The sequence below is a fragment of the Mesorhizobium sp. WSM4807 genome, assembly GCF_055811615.1.
The window spans coordinates 161953-183348 of sequence record NZ_JBVVQY010000011.1 but is presented as its reverse complement, the minus strand read 5'-3'; the positions used below and the strand labels follow the sequence as shown (position 1 = coordinate 183348).

Here is a 21396-nt window from a genome sequence, read left to right as displayed (position 1 = left end):
ATGGCCGCTGTCACCACCTCTGCCGAGCGTTCGCTCAACAAGCTCGCCATCGTCGGCGTGCTGATCGTCACGATGATCTTCCTGGCGCCGATCTACTGGATAGCCTCGACGGCGTTCAAGCCGCGCAATCTCGCTACCACCATCCCGCCGACGGTGGTCTTCCAGCCGGAGATATCGCCCTTCGTCAAGCTGTTCACCAAGCGCTCGCAACTGCGCACAGCGCCGACGCCGGAACAATATGCCGCCGCCCCGTGGTGGGAGCGGCTGGTGTTTGACGGCGGCGAGAAGGTGGTGCGCTCGGGCAGGGGCGAGGTGCAGTGGTCCGGTTATCCGAGCCGCTTCATGAATTCGTTGATCGTGGCCATCACCTCAACGATCCTCGCCGTCGGCATGGGCACTTTCACGGCTTACGGGTTCTCGCGCTTCAAGATAAAGGGGGAACAGGACCTGCTCTTCTTCATCCTGTCGACGCGAATGCTGCCGCCGGTGGTGGTGGCGATCCCGATGTTCCTGATGTACCGGGCGGTCGGCCTCAACGATACGCATTGGGGCCTGATCATCCTCTACACCGCCTTCAACCTCAGCTTCTCTGTATGGCTGATGAAGGGGTTCATGGACGAAATTCCGAAGGAGTACGAGGAGGCGGCGCTCGTCGACGGCTATACGCGCATGGAGGCCTTCTTCAAGATCGTGCTGCCGGAGGCGGCTACCGGCATCGCCGCCACCGCCGTGTTCTGCTTCATCACCGCGTGGAACGAATATGCCTTCGCGCTGATCATGACCAACCGCCGCGCCCAGACCGCGCCGCCGTTCATTCCAAGCCAGGTCGGTTCCGGGTTGCCCGACTGGACGGTCATCGCGGCCGGCACCTTCCTGTTCCTGCTGCCGGTCGCCATCTTCACCTTCCTGTTGCGCAACCACCTCCTGCGCGGCATGTCCTTCGGAGCGATCCGTAAATGATCCGCCATGCTACAATCCAGCGCACGGCCGAGATCGTGATGGTGCTCGGCATCATCGCGCTCTGCCAGCCGTGGAATCTCTTCCTGCACCGCTATGGGCTGACGATCATCATCGTCGGGCTGCTGACGTTCATGATCACCGGCTGGGTCGGTCCGACGCAGAAGCCGCAGGCGACCGGCAGGCCGGAAAAAGAAGGTCACCCATGACCCAGATCGAGCTTCGTGGCGTCCAGAAATTCTTTGGCGCCGTTCAGGTCATCAAGGACCTCAATCTCAAGATCGACGACAATGAGTTCATCGTGCTGCTCGGCCAGTCGGGCTGCGGCAAGACGACAACGCTTCGCGCAATCGCTGGGCTGGAGACGATCGACGGCGGCGATGTCCTCATCGACGGCAAGCCGGTCCAGCACCTCAAGGCTGCCGACCGCGACATCGCCATGGTCTTCCAATCGTTCTCGCTCTATCCCCATATGAGCGTCTACGAGAACATCGCTTTTCCGTTGCGCGCCATGCGCAAGAGCAAGGCGGAGACCGACGGCGAGGTTCGCTCGGTTGCCAAAGTGCTGCAGATCACCGACCTGCTCGGCAAGAAGCCGTCGGCGCTGTCGGGTGGCGACATGCAGCGCGTGGCAATCGGCAGGGCGCTGGTGCGGCGGCCGAAGGCGATGCTGATGGACGAGCCGATCGGCGCGCTCGACGCCAAGCTGCGCGAGGAGATGCGTGCGGAGATCAAACGGCTGCACATCAAGCAGGGCTCGACCACCATCTATGTCACCCATGACCAGATCGAGGCGATGAGTCTTGCCGACCGCATCGTCATCATGCATGAGGGCGTTCTGCAACAGGTAGGCAGCCCATCGGAAGTGTATACGCACCCGGCCAATCTGTTCGTCGCGCAATTCGTTGGCTCGCCTGTGATGAACGTCGCCAACGCGGCGGTGACGATGAACGGCTCCGGCGCTAGGGTCACCCTCGACGGGGCCGCGGAAGGGTTCCTTTTCCCCGCCGAACTGGTCGGCCAGCTCGACGCCGCGAACGTCGGGCAGGACCGCCTTGCACTCGGCATCCGCCCCGAAGGAGTGATGGTCTCGCGCGAGCCGGCGGACGGTTATCTGCCGGTCGAGGCGCACATCATCGAACCGCTTGGCTCCTACGACATCGTCGACCTTAAGGTCGGGGCACAGATGCTGCGCGCCCGCACCCGTTCCGGTTTCGTCGGTAAGCCGGGGGTTCAGGTCTTCGCCAAGCTCGACCCGGCGCAGGCGCACTTCTTCGACATGACAAGCGGCAATTCGCTGGGGGTGAGACTCTGATGGCCCATATCCAGCTCAAGAATATCTCGAAGACATTCGGCAATCACACCGCATTGACCGGGCTCAATCTCGACATTGCCGACGGCGAGTTCTTCGTGCTGCTCGGCGAGACCGGCGCCGGCAAGACGACGACGCTGCGCATGATCGCCGGCCTGGAAAAGCCGGACGAGGGTCAGATATTCATCGACGGCGCTGATGTCGCTGACTGGGGTGCGGCCGAGCGCGACGTGGCACTGGTTCTGCAGCAATACTCGCTTTATCCGCGCTACACGGTGCGCGAAAACCTCGAATTTCCGCTGAAGCCAAAAATCCGCCGCATCGAGCCCGACGAGATCAAGACGCGCGTCGATCGCGTTGCCAGGACCTTGCGTATCGAGCATCTGCTCGACCGCAAGACGGATCGCCTCTCTGGCGGCGAGATGCAGCGCGTCTCGATTGGTCGCGCCATCGTCAGGAAGCCCCGCGTATTCCTGATGGATGAGCCGCTGTCGGCGCTCGATGCCAAGCTGCGCGAGGCGCTGCGCACCGAGTTGAAGAACATCCAAATGAACCTTGGTCAGACCTTCCTGTTCGTCACGCACGACCAGATCGAGGCGATGTCGATGGGCGACAAGGTTGGCGTGCTCAACCATGGCCGCATCGTCCAGACCGGCACGCCGTATGAGATCTATAACAATCCGCGCGACACCTACGTGGCGAGCTTCGTCGGCTCGCCGCCGATGAACCTCATCGACGGCAAGCTGGTTAACGGCCGCGCGGTGATGACGCCGCTGAACTTCGAACTGCCTTTTGCGGGGGGGGCCAAGACGAGCGCTGCGACCGACGGTCGCCCGCTCGTCTTCGGTATTCGTCCCGAGGATGTCTATCTCGAGAGCGGGGCGCCGGTGGAAGCGCGCGTCCACGATGTCGAGAACCATGGAGTCGAAAAGATCCTGACGCTGCGGGTCGGCGACGCCATGCTGCGGGCCACGGTGCCGGCCAGAACCGATGTCGAGATCGAGCAGCCGGTGCGCTTTGCCTGGGATCCGGACAAGGTGGTGTTGTTCGACAAGGGTAGCGGGATTAGTCTCCGCCACGCGGGCTAAGCGCACCCGTTGGGCGGGAGGAGCCTTTGGCCAGGCTTAGCCGGCTTGACGGGTCTCAGCCTGTTCCTCGGCCCGGAAATGGCTGGGAGCCGATCCGATGACGCGCTTGAACGCCCGACTGAAGGACGCGTCGGATTCATAGCCGAGGCGTGCGGCGACGACGGAAATCTTCAGCCGGTCGCGGACCAGCCATTGCCGTGCCTGGTGCATTCTCACCTGGGTGACATATCTCGCCGGGGTTTCGCCGACGATCGTTGCGAAGCGCTCGGCGAAACCCGATCGCGAGGCGCCCATCATCCTGGCGAGCGTTTCCACGGTCCAATCGCGGTCCGGTTCGAGGTGGATCGCGGCCAGCACGCGCCCGATCTCGCGGTCTCTCACCGCGGCAATCCATCCGGACGAGTCGCCGCAGCCGCGCTCAACCCATGACCGGATCACGGTGGCCGCCAGCACATCGGCGAGCCGGGCCAGAATGCCGCCGGAGCCGACACGCTCCATCGTCACCTCGCGTGCCATTGCCTCCAATAAATGCGGGATGGCCGGTTCATAGGCTTCCAGTTCGTGCGCGCGCATGACATCCGGCATCATGCCGAGCAATGGGTGCAAACCGTCGAGATTGAAATACATGCTGCCGAAAAACAGCAGCGTCCCCGGCCGGCAGCCTTCGTTGGACAGGCAGTAAACGCCCTTGCAGACCTCTGCGACCTCATAGCCCTGGATCGGCGAAGCCTCAGTGCCCGGCTCGCTCGCCAGGACGTGTGCGGCACCGCGCGGCAGCAGCACCGCGTCGCCCGCCTTGAGCTCCACCCATTCGCCAGAGGGCTGCAGCAGCCAGCATCCTGTGCGGCCGATGAAGTGAAAGCGCGCCGCCGTCTGGGCCGGGAACTGGAGGCCCCAGGGCTCCTGCATTTCGCAGCGGCCGTATTCGACGCCGTCGAGCCGTAACCCGCGCAATATGTCTGTCAGCGGATCGCCGGTAACCGGAACTTTGGACGAATGGTTAAGCATGATGGTGTTTCTAGCATGGAAACTCCAGACGGTCACTCCCTATGTTGCACTGCAGCCAAATGTTGCGCTGCAACCAGATCGGAGATCCATCATGACCGAACCCGCGACAGGCGTCATCGACGCCGTTCTCGATCCCGCGGAAACCGACGAACGAGCCGAGCCGGCGTGGGGGGCGGTCGTGTCGCTCGCGCTCGGTGTGTTTGGGCTGGTGACCGCAGAATTCCTGCCTGCCAGCCTGCTGACGCCGCTGGCGCAGGATCTCGGTGTAACCGAAGGCACTGCCGGCCAAGCGGTGACGGCAACCGCCGTTGTCGGCGCGATAGCCGCTCCGACCATGGCCATCGTCACCAGACGGCTGGACCGCAGGCTGGTGATGTGGGCGCTGACGGTGCTGCTGATCCTGTCGAACCTGTTGGCGGCGTTTGCGTCGTCGCTTCCCGTCCTTCTGATCGCCCGCATCATGCTCGGGATCAGCCTCGGCGGCTTCTGGTCGATGTCGGCGGCCATGGCGATGCGGCTTGTCCCGATGCGGCTGATGCCGCGCGCCATGTCGATCATTCTCACCGGCGTTTCGGTGGCGACCGTCTGTGCGGCCCCGGTCGGTGCCTATGTCGGCGACATCTGGGGATGGCGAACGGCCTTCATGATCGCAGCTGTTGTCGGCGCCCTGGCGCTGCTCGTGCAGATCGCCACCCTTCCGAAGCTGCCGCCGGCGGGCGTGGCAAGCTTTCGGACCTTGCTGGAGGTAATAAAGCGGCCGATGATCAGGGTTGCGCTTCTGGTGGTCCTGCTGGTCGCCTCGGGACACTTTGCCGGCTTCACCTATGTCCGCCCGTTTCTTGAGAAGGTGCCCGCGCTGGACATCGAGACGATCTCGCTTGTGCTACTCGCCTACGGCATCGGTGGCTTCTTCGGCAATTTTGCCGGCGGGTTCATGGCCGAACGCAGCCTCAAGACCGCCGTCGGCCTGGCGCCTCTGCTGATTGCTGTGGCAGCACTTCTGCTGCTGACCATCGGCGCCTCGCCCGCGGTGGCTGCGATGGCGGTGGCCGCCTGGGGCTTTGCTTTCGGCGCGGTGCCGGTCGGGCTGCAAACCTGGCTGGTGCGAGCCGCTCCCGACCAGGCAGAAAGCGCCGGCGGGCTGATGGTCGCCACATTCCAGGTGGCCATCGCACTGGGCGCCGTTTTCGGCGGCCTGCTTGTCGACAATGCCGGCGTTGCCAGCGCTTTCGCCTATTGCGGGATCGCGACGTTGCTGGCGGCCTTGGCGGCGTTCCTGCTTGGCCCGAGAAGCGCGACCTAAGCCATTCCGCACGTCCGTCCAACGTAGGGCGCCTCTTGCCTCCAAGAAAATGGCCCGAAAATCGGTTATGGTTTTCGGGCCGTGGCGATTGCGGCGACGAAACGGCCCAGACTGTCTTCGACGTAGGATGCAACTTCGACTTTCGGGTCGAAACTCCACCAAAGCAGCGAACCTTGCCAGTGCGATGCCATCAGCAGGCCGATATCCAACGGCGTGTTGGCCACCGAAGCAAAGCAAGAGTCGAGGATGTTGCACAAGGATGCCTTCCACGATGCTCCGCGCGCGCGAAGCACCGGATCGCGCAGATCTTCACGCAGGACGAGCAGGCCCTCGGCATAGGATTCGATGCCGCCATAGTCACGCGATAGCGCCACCAACAACCCGATCGCGCCAGCAGGGGTTCTCTGTATCGCACCGGCGAGCTTTATCGTCTTCTCATCCAGCCTATCCCATGCCTGCAGCAAGGCTCTTTGCCTGAGCGTAGCCTTGTTCTTGAAACGCTGCACCAGTGTCGAGCCGGAAAGTCCGCAAGCCCTGGACAGCCGTTCGAATGTGAGGCTCTCCGGGCCATGCTCGTGGATCAGCCGGTGCGCCGCTTCCAGCACGTGCTCGTCGGATTGCGTTTTTTGCCGAGGCATCTTGACATCCATTTATAACCGAATGATCATTTATATATTATGGCATTGAAGAAAGCTAGCGTTTGGTTGGTCAGAGTCTGGGGAGTTCAATGACGCTTGAGGGAAAAGTCGCCTTGGTCGCGGGTGCAACGCGCGGTGCGGGGAGAGGTATTGCGGTCGAACTGGGCGCCGCGGGCGCGACGGTTTATGTCACCGGGCGGACCACACGCATGCATCAGTCCGAATACGCCCGCCCCGAAACCATCGAGGAAACGGCGGAGCTTGTTTCAGCGCAAGGCGGCCATGGCATCGCTGTGCAAGTCGATCATCTGGTTGTGGAAGACGTGCGCAAGCTGGTCGACCGGATACGGACCGAGCAGGGCCGCCTCGATGTGCTGGTCAACGACATCTGGGGCGGGGAGAAACTGTTCGAATGGAACAAGCCGGTTTGGGAGCATGATCTCACGAATGGTTTGCGCATGTTGCGGCTGGGCATCGACACGCATCTGATCACCGCGCATTACGCGCTGCCGCTTCTGATTGAGCGCCCGGGCGGGCTGCTTGTCGAAGTCACCGACGGCACAGCCGAGTATAATGCAGACCACTATCGGCTTTCCCCGTTCTACGACCTCGCCAAAGTGTCGGTGACCCGCATGGCCTGGGCCCATGCCCAGGACCTTGCCCCGCACGGTGCCACCTCGATTTCGCTGACACCCGGCTGGTTGCGTTCGGAAATGATGCTCGAGGCGTTCGGCGTCACGGAGGACAACTGGCATGATGCTACAGCGAAAGTGCCGCATTTTGTCATCTCGGAGACGCCGCGCTTCGTCGGGCGCGCGGTGGCGGCGCTTGCGGCGGACCCGGATCGTTCGCGCTGGAACGGACAGTCGCTGTCGAGTGGCGGGTTGGCGCAGGTCTACGGTTTTACCGATCTCGACGGCTCGCGGCCCGACGCGTGGCGCTACGTTCCCGAGGTTCAGGACGCCGGCAAACCAGCCGATGTGACGGGGTACCGTTAGGCCGCTCGAACGCTGGGAGCCGGCAATGGTTTCGGTTTCAGGCCGCGCGGCCGTCGAAGTCGAGAACCGGCACAGCGGCAAGGTCCAATCCGTCGATGCAATGGATGTTGACGTAGGCGCTTCGTTCGCTCCCTTCGCTGACGTCCTCGGCGAAGGGATGGATGCCGCAGGTCCGGCAGAACCGGTGGGCGATGACATGATTGCCGAAGGTGTATTTGCCAAGATCGTCGCCCCAGGCAAGCACCCGCAATGCCTCGTGCGGCACGGCCCACAGCAGCGCGCCCTTGCGTGAGCAGATCGAGCAATTGCATCGCACGGCTCCGGTCAGATCGCCTTCGACCTCGAAGGCGATCTTGCCGCAGTGGCAGCTGCCTTTGTAGAGCATCAGGTCTCCTCCTTCCGTTCGACAGGGGTGCAAATGTGCTTATGCCGGGTTATGTCTCCGCAGGCCACGCACCAGTCGTTACCTGTAAGACGCAGCCGGCGTCCGGAGTCCGACACCGAAAATGCAATCCGTCCGCGACCGCCTCGAAGTCGTACTTTCGCGTCTCGCCGTCCGCGCGGACAACGAAAGCGTATTCGTAAAACTCTATCCGGAAGCCGCACGGGCAGCGGCGGACGCCGCCGATGCGCGGCGCAAGGCAGGCGTGACGCTTGGACCGCTCGATGGAGCGATCATATCGATCAAGGATCTGTTCGACGTCGCCGGCGAGCCGACCACAGCCGGTTCGTTGCTGCTCAGCACCGCGGCGCCGGCGCTGCGAGATGGCGTCATCGTGCAACGATTGCGCCAGGCGGGCGCCGTCATCTTCGGCAAGACCAACATGACCGAATTCGCCTTCACCGCGATCGGCGTCAATCCGCATTACGGCACGCCCGGCAATGCGACCGACGCCAGCCGGATTGCGGGCGGATCATCCTCCGGCGCCGGTGTTTCCGTTGCCGAAGGCACGAGCGAGATCTCGATCGGTTCCGACACCGGCGGTTCGGTGCGCATTCCGGCATCGCTGAACGGTGTCGTCGGCTTGAAGCCGACGGCGCGCCGGGTGCCGCGCGGTGGCGTTTTCCCGCTGTCGGCCACGCTGGATTCCATCGGCCCGCTCGCCCGCACCGTCGCCGAATGTGCCGCCGCCGACGCGGTGATGGCGGGTGAGGAGCCTGTGGCGCTTGTTCCTCTTCCACTTGCCGGGCTGCGCATCGGCGTTCCACGCGGCGTGCTCTTCGAGGATACGGAAGAAGAGGTCGCGGCGGCGTTCGACCGATGTGTCCGCAAGATAGAGCTTTCGGGTGCACGCCTCGCTGATCTGTCCATCGATGACCTCCTTGCCGATTTGCGCGCGGCAACCAGGCGGGCTTCGATCGCGGCAATGGAGGGTGCCGAGGTCCATGCAGATTGGCTGGCGACAGGTGCGACGACGCCGGTCGATCCGCGGGTGAGCGAGCCGTTGTCGCGCGCCGCCGCCGTGCCGGCCACGGCCTATATAAGGGCAATCCGCCGCCGCGCGGCGCTTGTCGCCGCCATGGACGAGCGGTTGGCGTCGGTCGATGTGCTGGCCCTGCCGACCACACCGGTCACCGCGCCGACCATCGTGTCGATGACCAGCGACGAAGTTCTATGTGAGCGTACGGAAGGCCTTCTGCTGCGCAACACGCAGGTCGCCAACCAGTTCGACCTCTGCGCGATCTCGCTGCCGATGCCGGGAATGGCGCGCCCGGCCGGGCTGATGCTGGTGGCGCGCCACGGCGACGACCACCGTCTGCTGCGCATCGCGGCGGAAGTCGAGGCACTGCTTGGCCGTTGAGGCGCCGTCAGGCGTCGGCCGGAAACCGCCGCCGGTAGTGCTCGACCACTTCGGGATTGCGCAGATTGACCGGCAATTTGTTGGCCAGCACCAGCAAGGTTTCATCAGCTGAACCGACGCCCATGCGCATCATAGACTGCTCGGTGATGCCGGCCATGTGCGGCGTGACGATGACATTGTCGAAGCCGAAATAGGGGTGATTTGGCGGCAGCGGCTGCGTCGCAAAGACATCGAGCGCGGCACCGCCGATACGGTCCTTTTGCAGCGCTTCGATCAGCGCCTCGTCGTCGATCACCGGCCCGCGCGAAATATTGATCAGCAGCGCATGCGGCTTCATTCGGCCGATGCGCTCGCGGTTGATCAGGCCGCGTGTCTCCGGTGTCAGCGGGCAGCACAGAACGATGATGTCGCTCTGCTCGACCAGTGCGTCGATCGACAGGAAGCCGACCCTGTCCAGCGCCGGCCTCATGCTGCGCGTCGTCGCCACCACGTTCAGGTCGAAACCATGCGCCGCAATGTGGCCGACTGCCTGTCCGATGGCGCCAAAGCCGACAATGCCGATCGTCTTGCCGGCGAGCTCGCTGGCGAGAATGGTGTGGTCGCGGCCGGCCAGCCAGCCCTTCGCCCGCAAGTCGCGATCCACCATGCGGAAACGCCGAAGCAGCGCCAGGGCTGCAAACATCACGTATTCGGCGACCGACCGTGCATTGACCGCCGGCACGTTTGCGACCAGGACGCCGGCTGCAGTGGCCGCTTCCATGGGGACCATGTCGAGCCCGGCGCCGTGGCGGATTGCGGCCCGGAGCTTCGTAGCACCTTCGAAAAGCGCCGACGGCAGCGGGGCGCGAACGATGATGATGTCGGCATTCCCAGCCTCAGTCGCCAGCGTGTCGGCATCGAGGGCGGAGGCGACGACGAGTTCACCGGCCCCAGTCAGCATGGCCGAGGCGCGCGGGTGAAGCGTGTGTGTCGTCAGGATTTTAGGCATGTCAGACCTGTTCGAGCGCTGGACTGTGAGGTTCTGCCCCACCACCCTCGATCAGGCCTTTCCAGTAGCTTTCCGCACCTTGCAGATGGGCGCTCATCAGCGCCTGGGCGAGGTTGCCGTCGCGGCGCAGCAGCGCCTCGTAGATCTGGATGTGCTCGGCATGCGAGCGCACGCTGCGTTCGGGATCGTTGAAATAAATCGGCAGGCGTTGCTCGCCCATCATGTAATAGACGCTGCATATGTTGTGAAAGACGCTGTTCTTGGTTGCCCGCACGATCTCAAGGTGAAATTCGCGATCCTCCTTGGCGAGACCCTCGCCCGCCGCGATGCGCTCTTCCGAAGCCTTCAGGATTTCGCGCAGCCGCTCGAAATTTTCCTCGGTGGCGCGCGAGCAGGCAAGCTCGGCGGCCTTGATCTCATGGATCTTGCGCAACTCGACCGTCTCGTAGATCTGGATCGGATCGAGCGGCAGACCGGCCCTGGCAAAAAGTGCCATCGCTTCGACGCTGGCCTGCTTGGTGTCGATGTAGATGCCGGACTTGGCCCGGCGCTCGACGATCCGCATGGCTTCGAGGATGGCCAGCGCCTCACGGATCTGACCGCGGCTGACGGTGAAATGCTCGGCCAGTTCACGCTCAGACGGCGTTCGGCCCGTCGCCTTGTCGGAGTGGGAGAACAGATAGGCGGCGAGTTCCGCGAGAAGGTTCTTTTCTTTCATGATCAGCCGCGTAGCGCGTGCGCCTCCAGGAACCGTTCCGAAAGGGTGAATCCCAGTCCGGGCTTCTCGGGGATCGCTATCATACCGTCCTTTGCTTCGACAGTCTCCTCGATCAGATCGTGGATCATCGGGTTGGCGCCAAGCGAATATTCGACGGTAAAGCTAGCCGGCGAAGCAGCGCAGACATGCAGCCCGGCAAAGAAGCAAGGGGCGCCGGCCCACAGATGCGGCGCGAAGCGCAGATTGAAGGCGCTGGCGATGGTGCTGATCTTCATCGCCTCGCTGATGCCGCCGCAGAAGGCCGGGTCCGGCTGGAAGATGTCGGCCGCCTTGAGCGTGGCGAGGTCGCGGAAGGCATAGCGCGTCGCCTCGCTCTCACCGGTGGCGATCGGGATGGAGCCGGACGCCCGCACTTCGGCCATGCCGGGCTTGTCGTCGGCGATGACCGGCTCCTCGAACCAGGCCAGATCGAGATCGCCGGCGAGATGGATGAAGCGCTTGGCTTCAGCCACCGTATAGGTGCCGTGCGCATCGACCATCAGGTCGACTTCGGGGCCGAGCGCCTGTCTTGCGGCGCGGACGCGGGCGGCGGAATTGTGCGGGGTGCCGTCCATCGCGCCGATCCGCATCTTCAGCGCCTTGAAGCCACCCTTGGCGATATAGGATTTCAACTGGTCGCCGATCGCTTCGGTGGGGGCCCAGCCACCGGAAGCGTAGGCCGGCATGCGATCGAGCTTGCGGCCGCCGAGCAGCCGCCAGACCGGAACCCCCAGCGACTTGCCCAGAATATCCCACAATGCGATGTCGACGGCGCTGATTGCGGCGACGCTGATGCCGCGCCGCGCCAGTTGCGGCATGGCGTGGCCGTTTTGCGCGGCGCTGTCGTGGCGCACGCCATTGTAAAGCATCTCCCAGATCACCCCGAGGTCGGCCGGATCGCAGCCGATCAGCTGCGGGCCGACCTCATGGTTCAGCATGTGGACGAGGGCGCCATAGCTGCCGGTGCTGCCGGCGGCATTCTTGCCTTCGCCCCAGCCGACCAACCCATCGTCAGTCTCGATGCGCAGGATGGCGGCGTCGAACGTCGTCACCTGACCGAAGTCGCTGCGGTGCTGCCGTGCCGCTTCGATCGGTATGCGGACCCACCAGGCTTGGACCGTCTTGATGCGCATGTTCATCCTCTGCCTTGCCGCCGTTAGGGGCCGCCGTCGGGCGGAAAGGCTCGTTTCCAGAGATCGACTACTTGATCAGCGGCAGCAGCGTTTCGGCGGTGATGCGCATCTGGTCAGTGTAGAACTTTTCCGTGAGCACGCTGGAACCGTGGTCCTGGATGAATTTGAGCTGCTCCGGCGAGATGTCGACCGGGTTGCGTTCGACCATGTCGGGATAGGGAGCAGCCGGCGTGCGGTCGACAGGGGCGACGAACTCGTTGGTCAGCGCGCCGTCGTAGCCGACTTCCTTCAGGGTGCCAACGATCTTTGGCCAGTCGATCTGTCCGAGACCGGCGGCGAAGCGGTTGTTGTCAGCGACGTGGAAATCGAACAGGCGCTTTCCGACCTGCCGGATGGCATCGTAGACGTTAAACTCCTCCATATGGAGGTGATAGGCGTCAAGGCAGACACCGCATTCGGGGCTGACCGCATCGGCCAGCGCCAGTGCCTGGGCGCCGCGGTTGAACAGATAGGTCTCGAAGCGGTTGAGCGGCTCTACCGCGATCTTGACGCCGACCTTCTTGGCATGGGTAAAGCATTCCCTGGTGGCGTCGACCACCCATTTCCATTCCTCTTCCTCGGTGCCGTCCGGCACCACCTTGCCGACGGTCGCGGGAACGAGCGTGATGATCTCGCCGTCGAGTTCGCTCACCATCGTCAGCACGTCCTTGACGTATTGTACGGAGCGCTCGCGCTGGCCCTGGTCCTTGGCGGCGAGATTGCGCTCGCCCAGCATCAGCGTCACAGCCCCCCAGCAGCGGATGCCGTGCTCATTCAGGAGTGCGCGCGTCTCGTCGGTCTTGTACTGCTCGGGCTCTCCGGAAATCTCGATCGACTCATAGCCGAACTTCTTGATGCGCATGAGCGTTGTCTCCAACGGTTCCGCCCGCATCCAGTTGTGCGTCGAAAGATGCATGGTCTGTCCTTCCCAGAATTCGCCTGTAACAATTCGCCTGCGACGCACTCGACCAGATTGCGTTGCATGGTTCCTCCCCAAGGCACTCCAGCATTTGTCGTAACTGGTTCGACCAATTGGGCGTGAAAGAGGGTCTACAGCAATTTCATCTGGACGGCAAGAAATCCTGCAAGGCAGCCCCGACCCATGATTATTTCTTTGATTAAACTGGCGTATTTGCCCGCAGCCCGGTAATTTTCGCAGCGCTGGTTGCGAGCGGCGGCGCTTGACCAAACGACCATATTTGGTAATACCAGAATGGCGGTGCGCACTAGCGCCTGTCGAGAAAAGACCAAAGAGGCTGGCCCTGCTTTCAATCGGCGCTATGCTTGGTCGTGGATAAATTAGGGAGGATGCCGATGCCGTCGACAATGAAGGGTCCTGGGCTGTTTCTGGCGCAGTTCGCGGGCGATGCCGCACCGTTCAATTCGCTGCCGTCGATCACCAGATGGGCGGCCGGGCTGGGCTACAAGGGCGTGCAGATCCCGACCTGGGACAGCCGGCTGTTCGACCTCGAGAAAGCGGCGTCTTCTCAGGCCTATTGCGACGAGGTGAAGGGCATCTGCACTGAGGCGGGCGTTGAGATCACCGAACTGTCGACGCACCTGCAGGGACAGTTGGTGGCGGTGCATCCGGCCTATGACGCGCAGTTCGACGGCTTCGCGCCGCCTGCGGTGCACAACAATCCGAAGGCCAGGCAGGAATGGGCGGTCGAACAGATGAAGTTCGGCGCCAAGGCTTCGAAAAATCTCGGGCTCACGGCGTCGGTGTCGTTTTGCGGGGCGTTGGCCTTCCCCTACCTTTATCCTTGGCCGCAACGGCCGGCGGGATTGATCGAGGAGGCGTTTTCCGAACTGGGAAAGCGCTGGAAGCCGATCCTCGACGTCTATGAGGACAATGGCGTCGATGTTGGTTACGAGATCCATCCGGGCGAGGACGTGTTCGATGGCGCGACCTTCGAGATGTTCCTCGACGCGGTCGGCGGCCACAAGCGCTGCAACATCAATTACGACCCGTCGCATTTCCTGCTGCAGCAGCTCGATTATCTCGAATTCATCGACATCTATCACGAGCGGATCAAGGCCTTCCACGCCAAGGATGCCGAGTTCAATCCGACCGGCCGGCAAGGCGTCTATTCCGGTTATCAGAGCTGGACGAACCGGGCCGGGCGTTTCCGCTCGCTCGGCGATGGCCAGGTGGATTTCGGCGGCATCTTCTCCAAGCTCGCCCAGTATGACTACGATTCATGGGCGGTTCTGGAATGGGAGTGCTGCCTGAAGCACCCCGAGGATGGCGCGGCCGAAGGCGCTCCCTTCATTCAGCACCACATCATCAGGGTGACGGAAAAGGCATTCGACGATTTTGCCGGCGGTGCGACAGATAAAAAGGTGCTGCGCGCCATGATGGGAATCTAGCGCGATTTTCCCTCCCCCTCGAGGGGAGGGTCGATCCGCGCAGCGGATCGGGGTGGGGTCGCTGGGCGTAGAGCTCGGCATGGACCGACCCCTCCCGGCCCTTCGGGCCACCCTCCCCTCAAGGGGGAGGGGTATTTCAGACACGAGGGAGAAAATCATGGTCGGCGCATCGAAGTCGGAAACGGGAGGCGGCCCGATCCGCTACGGTATGGTCGGCGGCGGGCAAGGCGCCTTCATTGGCGCCGTGCACCGGATCGCAGCGCGCATGGACAATGAGTTCGTGCTGGTCGCTGGTGCCCTGTCATCCGACTCGGCGCGTGCCAAGGCCTCGGCCGAGGAACTCGGGCTCGATCCGGCGCGCAGCTACGGCTCGTTCGCCGAGATGGCCAAGGCCGAGGCCAAGCGGCCGGACGGCATCGAGGCGGTGGCCATCGTCACGCCCAACAATGTGCACGTGCCGGCGGCGAAGGCGTTTCTCGAAGCCGGCATCCACGTCATTTGCGACAAGCCGCTGGCGACGACGCTGGCGGAAGCGAGAAAGCTGGCGGCATTGGTCGAAAAGTCCGGCAAGGTCTTCGTCCTCACCCACAACTACACCGCCTATCCGATGGTGCGGCAGGCGCGCGAGATGGTGGCCAATGGGCAACTCGGCGACATCCGCATCGTGCAGTCGGAATATCCGCAGGACTGGCTGACCGAAGACCTTGCCGCCACCGGCCAGAAGCAGGCAGCGTGGCGCTCGGATCCCAAACAGGCCGGCGCCGGCGGGGCGCTGGGCGACATCGGCACGCATGCTTATAATCTCGCGCGCTTCGTCTGCGGGCTCGAGCTCGATGCGCTTTCCGCCGATCTCGACGCCTTCGTGCCGGGGCGGCAGCTCGACGACAATGTCAATGTGATGCTGCGCTTCAAGCCGGTCGGCAAGTCGCACCCGGCCAAGGGCATGTTGTGGGCGAGCCAGGTGGCGCCCGGCCACGAGAACGGGCTGAAGCTGCGCATCTACGGCTCGAAGGGCGGGCTTGAATGGGTGCAGGCCGACCCGAACTACCTCTGGTACACGCCGTTCGGCCAGCCGAAGCAGTTGATCACCCGAAACGGCGCCGGCGCGCTGCCCGTCGCCGGGCGTGTCAGCCGCGTTCCGTCAGGCCATCCGGAAGGCTATCTCGAAGGTTTCGCCAACATCTACCAGGAGGCGGCCCGCGCCATCCGCGCCGCACGCCGCAAAGGCGGTAAGCCGGCTAAGGATGTCATCTTCCCGACTATCCAGGACGGTGTTGAGGGCATGGCCTTCATCGAAGCCTGCGTGAAGTCGTCGAAGAAGAATGGAGCCTGGACGAAACTTTAATCGCTGCGCCCGGTTAACGGGGGAGCCCCCTCACCCGGATTGCCAACCGAATTGCAAGGGCAATTCGGGGCAATCCGACCTCTCCCCGAGGGGAGAGGAGATCGCCGGCGCTGCCGTCTGCCTCTTCTCCCCAGCGGGGAGAAGGTGGCCGCGAAGCGGCCGGATGAGGGGGCTTATGGCGAAGTCGGCGGAGGAGCCAGCCGGCCGTCAAATGGGGAGGGGACGTCGGTGAAAATCGGCATGTGCATGTTTTTGTGGACGACGGCCGTGTCGAAGAAACACGAGCCGCTGCTCAGGGATATCAAGGCGACCGGCTTCGATGGCGTCGAGATACCGATCTTTGCCGGCACGCCGGACGATTACAAAAGGCTCGGCGCGCTGCTCGACCGCATCGGGCTGGAACGCACCGCCGTTTCAGCGATGGGCGATCCGGCGATGAATTTGATCTCGGCCGATGCCTCAACGCGCAAGGCCGGCATCGACTATATGAAATGGGCGATCGACTGCGCACAAGCGCTTGGCGCCAAAACGCTGAGCGGCCCGCTGCATTCGACGCTCGGCGCCTTTTCCGGCAGCGGGCCGACAGCGGCGGAGAAAAAGCGTTCGGTCGGCTCGCAACGCGCCATCGGCGACCATGCCGGCAAGAAGAACGTCACCATCGGGTTGGAGGCGCTCAACCGCTTCGAATGCTATCTGCTCAACACCATGGACGATCTGTCGGAGCATGTCGACGCGATCGACCGGCCGCACATCAAGGCGATGTACGACACTTTCCACGCCAATATCGAAGAGACCGACGCGATCGGCGCCTATACGCGCAACCGCAAAAATGTCGTCCATATCCATATTTCGGAGAATGATCGCGGCGTGCCGGGGCGCGGCCACATTCCGTGGCATGAGACGTTTTCGGCGATCCGCAAGAGCGGCTATGACGACTGGCTGACGATCGAGGCCTTCGGCCGCTCGCTCAAAGATTTGGCGGCGGCTACCAAGGTCTGGCGCGATTTTTCGGAAAGCCCGGAAGCCGTCTATCGCGACGGCTACAAGCACATCAAGAGCGGCTGGAACAGGGCCGGAGCCTAGGACGCAGCCTTCCTCTCAGGCGATCTGAGCTGCCGCCGGACGGGCGGAAACGCGCCGCTCATCGTTGCCGTTTGCGACGGTCCCCATCAGCTTGCGGCGGAGATAGCTGGAGATGTTGTCGAAGATGAAGACGACGAGCAGAATCAGCAGAACCATGTAGAAAACATTGGCCCAGTTGGTGTTGGTGCGCATGGCCTCCCACAATTTCAGACCGATGCCGCCGGCGCCGACAGCACCTATGATCGTCGCTGACCGGGTGTTCGATTCCCAGAAATAGAGGGATTGGCTGAGGAATACCGGCAGAACCTGGGGCAGCACGCCGTAGCGCTGCACCATTGCCGGCGTGGCGCCAACCGAGCGGATGCCCTCGCGCTGCTTGTCGTCGATGTTTTCCAGCGCCTCGGAATAGAGTTTGCCCAGGGTTCCGGTGTCGGTGAAGAAGATTGCCGACATGCCAGCCAGCGGCCCCGGACCGAAGCCGCGCGTGAAGAACAGCGCCCAGATCAGCATGTCGACCGAGCGCTGGAAATCGAAGAAGCGTTTTGTTAGCTGGTTGGCTATCCGGCTCGGCGTGACGTTGCGCGCAGCCAGGAAGGCGAGCGGAAAGGCGACGATCGAGGCCAGCACCGTGCCGACAAAAGCCATGACGATGGTTTGCAAAAGTTTCAGCCAGACGTCACCGTGCTGCCACTCGGCGTTGTTGAGGAGGTTGTCCCAGGCGAGCGCTGCGTTTGACCGCGACGGGTCGATGCGTGCCCCGGAAACGATCAGTGAAGCGACCTCGCCGAACGGCTTTCCCCAGAATGGCGAATTCGTGTCGAACACGAAATTGGCCCAGCCGAAGAAACGTCTCCAGGCGACCACTTCGTCACTTTGCACCTCAGCGCGACCGAGAAATCCGAACGAGACATAGGCTGTCGAACCTGGCCTGCGTTGCTCGATCCAGTCGGGCAGCGGCGTGCGCGGCGTGACAGAACTGTCCTTGGCGATGTCGAGGATGACGCTTTCGGCGCCGCGCGTCACGGTGACGAGGTTTGGCGTGATGGCGATCCGGCCATTGCCAAGGGTGACAGTCGCCGCCACAACGGCGTTTTCGCGCACCGTTTCAGGTGCAGCCGGAGCGGATTGGCCCGGCGGGGCGGCCGGGTTCTCGGCAGTTGGCGCACCAGGCGCCATGAACGAGTCCTGCGACGACTTGTTGGTGGCGATCGCCGGTGCCGGTGCTGCCTCGACCCGCCGCTCGATCACCGCCATCTGCTTGGTTACCCAGTCGGGTTCTGGATTGGATCCCAATTTGGAAAAGCGGGAGTAGTCGATCGTCAGATGATTGTCGTTGAATTCGATATCGGGCCGGATTTCGTAAGACACCCAGTCGGCGAGATAAGCGCCGGCAAGATTCCAGTTCGCCTTTTCGAGAACGCTTGCGATCGAGAAGAACCACGCGCAATAGAAGGTGTAAAGGATGCAAAGAAGAATCCCGATCGGGGCGGCGTAGCGCTTCCACAGCGAGCGCCGGAACGCGTCCGGGTGGCGAGCGGCGATGTCGTTGATGGCGTCGGCATTCATTCTCTTACTCTCCGCGCCCGTATGCGAACGCCTGCCGGCCGACAAGTCGATGTCTTAGCCATGCCGAAAGCTGGTCGACGGCGACGATCGTGCAGAACAGCAGGAAGACGATGGCGATGGTCTTGGCCTCATGGCCCCGGCCGATCGAAAGACGCAGGGATTCGCCGATGCCGCCGGCGCCAACGGCGCCAAGAATGGTCGAAGCGCGCACATTGATCTCGAAGCGGAGCAGGAAATAGCTCATGAAGTTGGGCAGGACCTGGGGCACGATGCCGAACCACACCCGTTCGACCCAATTGGCGCCCACGGCGCGCAAGCCTTCTTCAGGCTTCATGTCGGCGTTCTCGACCACTTCGAAGAACATTTTTCCGAGCGCGCCGACGGTGTGGATGCTGACAGCGAGGATCGCCGGAATGGGTCCAAGCGAGAAAATCGCGAGAAAGAAGCCGGCAATAACAATTTCCGGAAAGGCGCGGACGATTTCAAGGAAGCGACGCGTGGCGAAACGGAGCCAGCGGTTGGCCGTGATATTGCTCGCAGCGAGGAAGCAGAGCAGGAAACCGAATGTAGAGCCTACGAGCGTCGAAAACAGGGCGATGTTCAGCGTCTCGATCATCCGGTGGAAATATTCCGGAATGTAGATGCTTTGGGTCAGGTAGACCCGGCCTTCGGGGTAGTCGAACTTGAGGCTGCCATCGTCATAAGGGGACGGCAGGTCGAACAGCGCGCGCGCCGGGTCGAACCAGTCGCGCGGCTTCAACTCCGCGAAAAAGTCGGCGACGTAGGGAAGGCGGTGGAAGAACTTCCCAGCATTTGTTTCGTTGGCGAACCAGAGCGAGCCAGACAGTGCAAAAAACAGGAAAACCAGGCCGCCGATCGTGTAAAGGCGCCGGCGGGCGGCAAGGTCGCGCCAGTGCCGCTCGACAGTAGCTCCCCCCGGTGAAAGCGCGGGCGCGCGGCAGACGTCGGTCGCACTCATCGTTATTTTTTCTCGGCCCCTGATGCGGCAACGCCGCCGGCGGCACATGGCCCCGGCGGCGTTGTGGCAGTTTGCTTTACGAGCCGATCTTCGCCTTACGGGCGTCGATGATCGGCTGGTAGAATTCCGGGGTGACCGGCGAATAGCCCTTGTAGTCGCCGCCTTGTATCGCCGAGAAACAGGCCGGATCGGTTTCCGGAAGCTTGGTCAGGAAATCGGTGATCTTCTGCTTGGCGCCGGCGTCGATTGACGTACGCAATACCAGCGGGCCGTTCGGGATCAGCGGCGACTGCCACAATTCGACGAGGTCGTCCATCTTGAGGACACCCTTGTCGACCATCTTGCGCAGATTGCCCGAGCTGTAGCCGTCGTTGAAGTCGCCGACGCCCGAAGCCCAGGTGGTGCCGGCATCGAACGTGCCCTTCAGGACTTCAAGGACAAGCTGTTCATGGCCGCCGCCGAAACCGGTCGACGCGAAGTAGCTCTTCACATCCATGCCGATGTCCTTGGGCAGTGACGTGACCGGGATCAGGTAACCAGAAGTCGAATCGGGATCGGCGAAACCGAGTTTCTTGCCCTTCATGTCGGCGAGCGTCTTGATGCCGGAATCGGCGCGCGCGACCATGACCGCACGGTAGCCGGTCGAGCCGTCGGTCTGGATCGTCGTCAGGATCGGTTGAACCGCGTCCTTGTTTTCGAGATAGACCTTGGCGTAGGCGGAAGCGCCGAGCTCGGCAAAGTCGAGCGTGCCGCCGAGCAGGCCCTGGATGACGCCGTCATAGTCAGCGGCCGGGAACAGCGAAACTTTTTCCACGCCGAGGACTTCCTTGATGTGGTCGGCGAAGCACTGGTAGTTGCGCAGGCGGTCGGCTTCGTTCTCGCCGCCCAGAATGCCGACGCGGAATTCCTTCAGGTCCTGTGCCTGGACCGCGCCCATCGCCATGGCGAGGATGGAAACGGCACCGAAAACTATTTTTCTAAACATTTCGCGTCTCTCCTGTTGATTCCGGCGTCGCGCCGGAAGCGTTCGAATTTTGATAGCGCCTTTTTTACGCCCGGCCTTGATGCGGACTGGCGGTCCAGGCGCTCTTTCGTCGTCTGCTTTCGTATACTCGTATACAAATATCCACTCGCCGGGATCTTGGAGCTAATAGCCGGGAAATGCCGGCTCGAGCGGCCCGGCGGATGCGGCGATTTTTTTCTTGATGGCAACGCTGGTCGAGGTAATGGCCTCGGAGATTTCACCGCCATTGCTGTCGGCGCCATAGACCATGCGCACGGCCTCGCGGTTGAGCTCTTCGGGCGGGCCGTCGAACACCACCTTGCCGGCGGCCATGCCGATGATGCGGTTGCAATAGGTGCGCGCGGTATCCACCGTGTGGAGATTGGTGACGACGGTGAGGCCCTCGCGCAGATTGATGTCCTGCAGCGAATCCATCACCACCTTGGCGTTGAGCGGGTCGAGCGAGGCGATCGGCTCGTCGGCGAGGATGACTTTCGGCTGCTGCATCATGGCACGGGCAATCGCAACGCGCTGCTGCTGGCCGCCGGACAACGTGCCGGCCGGTTGCAGCGCCGTGCGGGCGATGTCGAGACGCTCGAGCGCCGCGATCGCCTCGGCCCGTTCCTCGCGGGAGAAGACACCGAGCAGATTGACAATTGTCGAGCGGTGATTGAGCCGGCCGAGCAGCACATTGGTCAGCACGTCGAGACGCGGCACCAGGTTGAATTGCTGGAAGATCATGGCGCGATCGCGCTGCCAGCGCCTGAGCAGCGAGCCGCGCAGGCTGGAGACTTCGGCGCCGTCAAAGAAAATCGAGCCCTGGCTCGGATCGATGAGGCGGTTGATCATCCGCAAAAGCGTCGACTTGCCGGCGCCCGAGCGGCCGATGATGCCGACCATCTGACCCTGCGGGATCAAGATGTCGACATTGCTGACGGCGGTGTTCCTGCCAAACCGGCGGGTGACACCGCGGATCTCGAGCGTGGCTGAGGTTGCTGACATAGGCAAGTTCCAGTCCAGTCGCGTT

The 21396-nt window shown here is 62.9% G+C and carries 21 protein-coding genes; 10 read left to right on the top strand and 11 right to left on the bottom strand.

The genetic code is table 11. The features are described from left to right. From AC0L3N_RS17105 to AC0L3N_RS17090, 4 genes are read left to right on the top strand one after another with little or no spacing between them, the layout of a single operon-like run. Positions 1–960: a carbohydrate ABC transporter permease gene (locus AC0L3N_RS17105; protein WP_292192860.1), complete on the top strand. Its 960-nt coding sequence runs from the start codon at positions 1–3 to the stop codon at positions 958–960. After that, positions 957–1166 carry a hypothetical protein gene (locus AC0L3N_RS17100; RefSeq protein ID WP_473548711.1) on the top strand — a complete coding sequence of 70 codons (210 nt, stop codon included), beginning with the start codon at positions 957–959 and terminating at the stop codon, positions 1164–1166. The genes AC0L3N_RS17105 and AC0L3N_RS17100 overlap by 4 nt, the downstream gene beginning before the upstream one ends. Continuing rightward, complete coding sequence (locus AC0L3N_RS17095) at positions 1163–2272, top strand: ABC transporter ATP-binding protein (RefSeq protein ID WP_473548709.1); 1110 nt, start codon at positions 1163–1165, stop codon at positions 2270–2272. The genes AC0L3N_RS17100 and AC0L3N_RS17095 overlap by 4 nt, the downstream gene beginning before the upstream one ends. Next, entirely contained in the window at positions 2272–3357 is a 1086-nt protein-coding gene (locus tag AC0L3N_RS17090; protein WP_473548708.1) for an ABC transporter ATP-binding protein, read from the top strand. The genes AC0L3N_RS17095 and AC0L3N_RS17090 overlap by 1 nt, the downstream gene beginning before the upstream one ends. A gap of 36 nt (positions 3358–3393) precedes the next feature. On the opposite strand, the gene AC0L3N_RS17085 is transcribed toward AC0L3N_RS17090, so the two are convergent. Next, positions 3394–4365, bottom strand: a complete 972-nt coding sequence (locus AC0L3N_RS17085; protein ID WP_473548707.1) for an AraC family transcriptional regulator — start codon at positions 4363–4365, stop codon at positions 3394–3396. 91 nt (positions 4366–4456) lie between these two features. Between AC0L3N_RS17085 and AC0L3N_RS17080 the strand changes: the two genes are divergently transcribed. After that, complete coding sequence (locus AC0L3N_RS17080; RefSeq protein WP_473548706.1) at positions 4457–5668, top strand: MFS transporter; 1212 nt, start codon at positions 4457–4459, stop codon at positions 5666–5668. 65 nt (positions 5669–5733) lie between these two features. On the opposite strand, the gene AC0L3N_RS17075 is transcribed toward AC0L3N_RS17080, so the two are convergent. After that, positions 5734–6306 carry a TetR/AcrR family transcriptional regulator gene (locus AC0L3N_RS17075; protein ID WP_473548704.1) on the bottom strand — a complete coding sequence of 191 codons (573 nt, stop codon included), beginning with the start codon at positions 6304–6306 and terminating at the stop codon, positions 5734–5736. 89 nt (positions 6307–6395) lie between these two features. Between AC0L3N_RS17075 and AC0L3N_RS17070 the strand changes: the two genes are divergently transcribed. After that, on the top strand, positions 6396–7304 hold the full coding sequence (locus AC0L3N_RS17070) for an SDR family oxidoreductase (RefSeq protein WP_473548703.1): 909 nt from the start codon (positions 6396–6398) through the stop codon (positions 7302–7304). Positions 7305–7341: 37 nt separating this feature from the next. On the opposite strand, the gene AC0L3N_RS17065 is transcribed toward AC0L3N_RS17070, so the two are convergent. After that, positions 7342–7689 carry a GFA family protein gene (locus tag AC0L3N_RS17065; RefSeq protein ID WP_473548702.1) on the bottom strand — a complete coding sequence of 116 codons (348 nt, stop codon included), beginning with the start codon at positions 7687–7689 and terminating at the stop codon, positions 7342–7344. A 121-nt stretch (positions 7690–7810) separates the two neighbouring features. Between AC0L3N_RS17065 and AC0L3N_RS17060 the strand changes: the two genes are divergently transcribed. Further along, complete coding sequence (locus AC0L3N_RS17060) at positions 7811–9106, top strand: amidase (protein WP_473548700.1); 1296 nt, start codon at positions 7811–7813, stop codon at positions 9104–9106. Between the two features lie 7 nt (positions 9107–9113). Here AC0L3N_RS17060 and AC0L3N_RS17055 read toward each other — a convergent pair whose 3' ends face one another. From AC0L3N_RS17055 to AC0L3N_RS17040, 4 genes are all read right to left on the bottom strand, one after another. Next, complete coding sequence (locus AC0L3N_RS17055; RefSeq protein ID WP_473548698.1) at positions 9114–10094, bottom strand: hydroxyacid dehydrogenase; 981 nt, start codon at positions 10092–10094, stop codon at positions 9114–9116. A 1-nt stretch (position 10095) separates the two neighbouring features. Beyond that, positions 10096–10812: a FadR/GntR family transcriptional regulator gene (locus AC0L3N_RS17050; RefSeq protein WP_473548697.1), complete on the bottom strand. Its 717-nt coding sequence runs from the start codon at positions 10810–10812 to the stop codon at positions 10096–10098. A 2-nt stretch (positions 10813–10814) separates the two neighbouring features. Further along, positions 10815–11984 (bottom strand): mandelate racemase/muconate lactonizing enzyme family protein, encoded by a 1170-nt coding sequence (locus tag AC0L3N_RS17045; protein WP_473548696.1) that lies wholly within the window; start codon positions 11982–11984, stop codon positions 10815–10817. 67 nt (positions 11985–12051) lie between these two features. Continuing rightward, positions 12052–12939 carry a sugar phosphate isomerase/epimerase family protein gene (locus tag AC0L3N_RS17040; RefSeq protein WP_473548694.1) on the bottom strand — a complete coding sequence of 296 codons (888 nt, stop codon included), beginning with the start codon at positions 12937–12939 and terminating at the stop codon, positions 12052–12054. 398 nt (positions 12940–13337) lie between these two features. On the opposite strand from AC0L3N_RS17040, the gene AC0L3N_RS17035 reads away from it, so the two are divergent. The 3 genes from AC0L3N_RS17035 (at position 13338) to AC0L3N_RS17025 (ending at position 16821) form a co-directional block, all read left to right on the top strand. Further along, complete coding sequence (locus AC0L3N_RS17035; protein WP_473548692.1) at positions 13338–14393, top strand: sugar phosphate isomerase/epimerase family protein; 1056 nt, start codon at positions 13338–13340, stop codon at positions 14391–14393. A gap of 157 nt (positions 14394–14550) precedes the next feature. Beyond that, entirely contained in the window at positions 14551–15738 is a 1188-nt protein-coding gene (locus tag AC0L3N_RS17030) for a Gfo/Idh/MocA family protein (protein ID WP_473548690.1), read from the top strand. Positions 15739–15966: 228 nt separating this feature from the next. Beyond that, a complete protein-coding gene (locus AC0L3N_RS17025) occupies positions 15967–16821 on the top strand; it encodes a sugar phosphate isomerase/epimerase family protein (RefSeq protein ID WP_473548689.1) in 855 nt (284 codons plus the stop codon). Between the two features lie 15 nt (positions 16822–16836). Here the strand turns inward: AC0L3N_RS17025 and phnE (AC0L3N_RS17020) are convergent, their stop codons facing one another. The 4 genes from phnE (AC0L3N_RS17020) to phnC all read right to left on the bottom strand — a co-directional run bounded on the left by phnE (AC0L3N_RS17020) (position 16837) and on the right by phnC (position 21371). Further along, positions 16837–18387 carry a phosphonate ABC transporter, permease protein PhnE gene (gene phnE, locus AC0L3N_RS17020; protein WP_473548688.1) on the bottom strand — a complete coding sequence of 517 codons (1551 nt, stop codon included), beginning with the start codon at positions 18385–18387 and terminating at the stop codon, positions 16837–16839. A gap of 4 nt (positions 18388–18391) precedes the next feature. After that, positions 18392–19366, bottom strand: a complete 975-nt coding sequence (gene phnE, locus AC0L3N_RS17015) for a phosphonate ABC transporter, permease protein PhnE (protein WP_473548686.1) — start codon at positions 19364–19366, stop codon at positions 18392–18394. 76 nt (positions 19367–19442) lie between these two features. Further along, positions 19443–20351, bottom strand: a complete 909-nt coding sequence (phnD, locus tag AC0L3N_RS17010) for a phosphonate ABC transporter substrate-binding protein (protein ID WP_123151668.1) — start codon at positions 20349–20351, stop codon at positions 19443–19445. A gap of 162 nt (positions 20352–20513) precedes the next feature. Further along, complete coding sequence (phnC, locus tag AC0L3N_RS17005) at positions 20514–21371, bottom strand: phosphonate ABC transporter ATP-binding protein (protein ID WP_473548685.1); 858 nt, start codon at positions 21369–21371, stop codon at positions 20514–20516. Between the last annotated feature and the right edge of the window lie 25 nt (positions 21372–21396).

Coding starts and splice junctions, on each gene's coding strand:
- AC0L3N_RS17035 (WP_473548692.1), top strand. CDS start 13,338: ATGCCGTCGACAATGAAGGGTCCTGGGCTGTTTCTGGCGCAGTTCGCG.
- AC0L3N_RS17030 (WP_473548690.1), top strand. CDS start 14,551: ATGGTCGGCGCATCGAAGTCGGAAACGGGAGGCGGCCCGATCCGCTAC.
- AC0L3N_RS17090 (WP_473548708.1), top strand. CDS start 2,272: ATGGCCCATATCCAGCTCAAGAATATCTCGAAGACATTCGGCAATCAC.
- AC0L3N_RS17105 (WP_292192860.1), top strand. CDS start 1: ATGGCCGCTGTCACCACCTCTGCCGAGCGTTCGCTCAACAAGCTCGCC.
- AC0L3N_RS17050 (WP_473548697.1), bottom strand. CDS start 10,812: ATGAAAGAAAAGAACCTTCTCGCGGAACTCGCCGCCTATCTGTTCTCC.
- AC0L3N_RS17075 (WP_473548704.1), bottom strand. CDS start 6,306: ATGCCTCGGCAAAAAACGCAATCCGACGAGCACGTGCTGGAAGCGGCG.
- phnC (WP_473548685.1), bottom strand. CDS start 21,371: ATGTCAGCAACCTCAGCCACGCTCGAGATCCGCGGTGTCACCCGCCGG.
- phnE (WP_473548688.1), bottom strand. CDS start 18,387: ATGAATGCCGACGCCATCAACGACATCGCCGCTCGCCACCCGGACGCG.
- AC0L3N_RS17040 (WP_473548694.1), bottom strand. CDS start 12,939: ATGCATCTTTCGACGCACAACTGGATGCGGGCGGAACCGTTGGAGACA.
- AC0L3N_RS17095 (WP_473548709.1), top strand. CDS start 1,163: ATGACCCAGATCGAGCTTCGTGGCGTCCAGAAATTCTTTGGCGCCGTT.
- AC0L3N_RS17080 (WP_473548706.1), top strand. CDS start 4,457: ATGACCGAACCCGCGACAGGCGTCATCGACGCCGTTCTCGATCCCGCG.
- AC0L3N_RS17100 (WP_473548711.1), top strand. CDS start 957: ATGATCCGCCATGCTACAATCCAGCGCACGGCCGAGATCGTGATGGTG.
- phnE (WP_473548686.1), bottom strand. CDS start 19,366: ATGAGTGCGACCGACGTCTGCCGCGCGCCCGCGCTTTCACCGGGGGGA.
- AC0L3N_RS17060 (WP_473548700.1), top strand. CDS start 7,811: ATGCAATCCGTCCGCGACCGCCTCGAAGTCGTACTTTCGCGTCTCGCC.
- AC0L3N_RS17065 (WP_473548702.1), bottom strand. CDS start 7,689: ATGCTCTACAAAGGCAGCTGCCACTGCGGCAAGATCGCCTTCGAGGTC.
- AC0L3N_RS17070 (WP_473548703.1), top strand. CDS start 6,396: ATGACGCTTGAGGGAAAAGTCGCCTTGGTCGCGGGTGCAACGCGCGGT.
- AC0L3N_RS17085 (WP_473548707.1), bottom strand. CDS start 4,365: ATGCTTAACCATTCGTCCAAAGTTCCGGTTACCGGCGATCCGCTGACA.
- AC0L3N_RS17045 (WP_473548696.1), bottom strand. CDS start 11,984: ATGCGCATCAAGACGGTCCAAGCCTGGTGGGTCCGCATACCGATCGAA.
- phnD (WP_123151668.1), bottom strand. CDS start 20,351: ATGTTTAGAAAAATAGTTTTCGGTGCCGTTTCCATCCTCGCCATGGCG.
- AC0L3N_RS17055 (WP_473548698.1), bottom strand. CDS start 10,094: ATGCCTAAAATCCTGACGACACACACGCTTCACCCGCGCGCCTCGGCC.